This window comes from Pseudonocardia sp. SID8383 (assembly GCF_009864975.1).
Lineage (GTDB): Bacteria > Actinomycetota > Actinomycetes > Mycobacteriales > Pseudonocardiaceae > Pseudonocardia > Pseudonocardia alni.
In genome coordinates this window covers 1-2,823 of the sequence record NZ_WWFY01000489.1, presented here as the reverse complement: position 1 = coordinate 2,823, position 2,823 = coordinate 1, and the positions used below count along the sequence as shown (strand labels likewise).

The window sequence follows — 2,823 nt, the reverse complement described above, 5'->3', positions numbered from 1 at the left end:
CGCCGGCGCGATCCCGTCCCGGCCGGACCGGGGTCGCAGTGCTCACGGATGATCTCCTCAGGGGTCGTGGCGGCAGGACCCCACCGTCGACGCCGGCACTGTCGCGATGCTGTCCGGTCGCTGTGCGCGGTCTGTGAGCGATGAGTTCCGGGCGCGACGCCGGTCACGCCTCACATGACCGAGCCGATCACCGCCGCCCTGCCACCCGTCGTCGACACCGCCACCTGGGAGCGCGAGCTCGCCGCGCTGCGCGTCCGTGAGAAGGCCGCCACCCGCGAGCTCGACGCCATCGCCGCCGCCCGTCGCCGGCTGCCGATGGTCGAGATGCCCGACTACGTCCTGCACGGCGAGGACGGCCCCGTCCGCCTCGCCGAGATCTTCGACGGCCACCCGCAGCTGATCGTCTACAGCCACATGTGGCACGACGGCGCCGACTGGCAGTGCGGCGGGTGCACGGGGTTCACCTCGCAGTTCACCCGGCTCGCCGGCCTGGAGAAGTTCGACGCCCGCTTCGTGGTCGTCACCCAGGGCCCGATCGACGAGGCGCTGGCCTACCGGCGTCGCGTCGGCAACACCATGGCCTGGTACTCGACGGCCGACAGCAGCTTCGGCACCGACGTCGGCGCCCCGCCCGGGGGCGGCTTCGCGGTCAACGTGTTCCTGCGCGACGGCGACCGCGTCTTCCGCACCTGGCACACCGACGGCCGCGGCACCGAGCAGCTGTCCTACCTGTTCCCGCTGGTCGACGTGCTGCCCTACGGCCGCCAGGAGGTCTGGCAGGACTCGCCGGAGGGCTGGCCGCAGGGCCCCACCTACAGCCGGTGGGCCGGGCCGCAGGAGATCGCCGCCGCCTACGGCGAGGGCTGAGCCCGCACCCGTACCCCGGCCAGGACGGTGTCGACGACCGCCGCCGCGTAACCCCGGGCGTCGTCGCGGACGGCGAGGTGCGCGGGGGTGGTCGCGACGTGGTTGCGCACCGCCCCCGCGACCAGGTCCGCGACCAGCGCCACCGACGTCCCGGCGGGCAGTTCACCGCGCTCGATGCCGCGGCGCACCATCGTGCGCGCCCCGCGGACGTGCTCGGGGTAGGCGTCGTCGGCGAGCGCGCCCGCGATATCCGGGACCCGGTGGGAGTCGACGAGCAGCCGTTCGACCAGCCGGCCGTCGTCGCTCGTGGCGAACGCCGTCCACAGCTCGGCGAAGGTCACCAGGTCCTCGCGCAGCGAGCCGGTGTCGATGTCGGCGACGAAGCGGGCCCGGTCACGCACCGCCGCCACCAGCAGCGCCGCCCGGGTCGGCCAGCGCAGGTACAGCGACCCCTTCCCGATCGAGGACCGGCGGGCCACCTCCTCGAGCGACAGCCCGGACCAGCCTCGCTCGCCGTAGACCTCGCGGGCGGCGGCGAGGGCGCGACGGTCGACGTCCGGGTCGCGCGGACGTCCGCTGCGGCGCGACGGCGGGGGCACGGCGGCGATCCTGCCAGACGGTGCTGTGACCACCGACCCACTTCTGGACGGTGTCCGTCCGTAATACGCTCACCGGTGTGATCAGGACAGCGCTGACCGATCTGCTGGGCGTCGAGCACCCGATCGTCGGGTTCAACCGGTCCCCCGCGGTGGTGACCGAGGTGAGCCGCGCCGGCGGGTTCGGGGTACTCGCCGCGGTCTCCTACACCGCCGAGGAGCTCGATGCGCAGCTGACCTGGATCGAGGAGCAGCTCGACGGGCGGCCCTACGGGGTCGACCTGCTCGTCCCGGAGAAGACCGCCGACACCGGGGCCGACCGGGAGGACCTCGTCGCCGCGTTGCGTGCGCAGCTCCCGGCCGAGCACCTCGCCTTCGTCGACGACCTGCTCGACCGCTACGGCATCCCGCGGGTGCCGGTCGACCCCGGGCGCGACGCGATCGCGGCGGGGATGAGCCGGCGCGGCGCCGAGGCCCAGCTCGACGCGGTGTTCGCCCACCGGCCCGCGCTCGTCGCGAACGCGCTCGGTACCGCGCCGCCGCACCTCGTGGAGCGCGCGCACGACGCCGGGATGGCCGTCGCCGCGCTGGTCGGGACCCGCCGGCACGCCGAGCGGCAGCTCGCGGCCGGGGTCGACGTGCTCGTCGCGCAGGGCACCGAGGCCGGTGGGCACACCGGCACGATCGCGACGACGGTGCTCACCCCGGAGATCGTCGATGTCGCCGGGGACCGTCCGGTGCTGGCCGCGGGCGGCATCGCCTCGGGCGACCAGATGGCCGCCGCGCTCGCGCTCGGCGCGGCCGGGGTGTGGTGCGGCTCGGTGTGGCTGTGCAGTGTCGAGGACGTGGCGCCGGAGTCGGTGAAGCGCAAGTTCCTCGCCGCGGGCAGCGGCGACACCGTCCGCTCCCCCGCCCGGACCGGCAAGCCCGCCCGGCAGCTGCGCAGCGCCTACCACGACGCGTGGTCCGCACCCGGCGCGCCGGCGCCGCTGCCGATGCCGCTGCAGCCGCTGCTGACCCTGCAGGCCTGGTCGAGCATCGACGCCGCAGCCGACGCCGGGAACCCCGGCGCCCAGGAGCTGCAGTCGTTCTTCGTCGGGCAGGTCGTCGGCGCGTTCACCGAGCTGCGCGGCGCGGGCGAGATCACCCGGGAGATGGCGCGCGACTGCGAGCAGCGTATCGCCGCGCTCGCGGGGCTGGTCCGATGAGCCTCGACCCGCGGACACCCGTCGTCGTCGGGGTCGGGGAGGCCTCCGAGCGGATCGGCGAGCCCGGCTACGCCGCCCTGTCACCGGTCGGGCTCGGTGCCGCCGCGGCCGCCGCGGCGCTCGCCGACACCGGCGCCGACCCGGCCGCGGTC

Annotated in this window: 3 protein-coding genes; 2 read left to right on the top strand and 1 reads right to left on the bottom strand. The window is 75.4% G+C overall.

Annotated elements, in window-relative coordinates:
• The first annotated feature begins 174 nt into the window (after positions 1-174).
• Entirely contained in the window at positions 175-867 is a 693-nt protein-coding gene (locus GTW08_RS12060) for a DUF899 domain-containing protein (protein WP_073577241.1), read from the top strand.
• On the opposite strand, the gene GTW08_RS12055 is transcribed toward GTW08_RS12060, so the two are convergent.
• Positions 852-1,466, bottom strand: coding sequence for a TetR/AcrR family transcriptional regulator (locus GTW08_RS12055; RefSeq protein WP_073577242.1), 615 nt, complete (start codon positions 1,464-1,466; stop codon positions 852-854). The two genes, GTW08_RS12060 and GTW08_RS12055, sit on opposite strands and share 16 nt — an antisense overlap.
• Positions 1,467-1,543: 77 nt before the next feature.
• Between GTW08_RS12055 and GTW08_RS12050 the strand changes: the two genes are divergently transcribed.
• Entirely contained in the window at positions 1,544-2,671 is a 1,128-nt protein-coding gene (locus tag GTW08_RS12050) for an NAD(P)H-dependent flavin oxidoreductase (RefSeq protein WP_304580179.1), read from the top strand.
• The last annotated feature ends 152 nt before the right edge of the window (positions 2,672-2,823 follow it).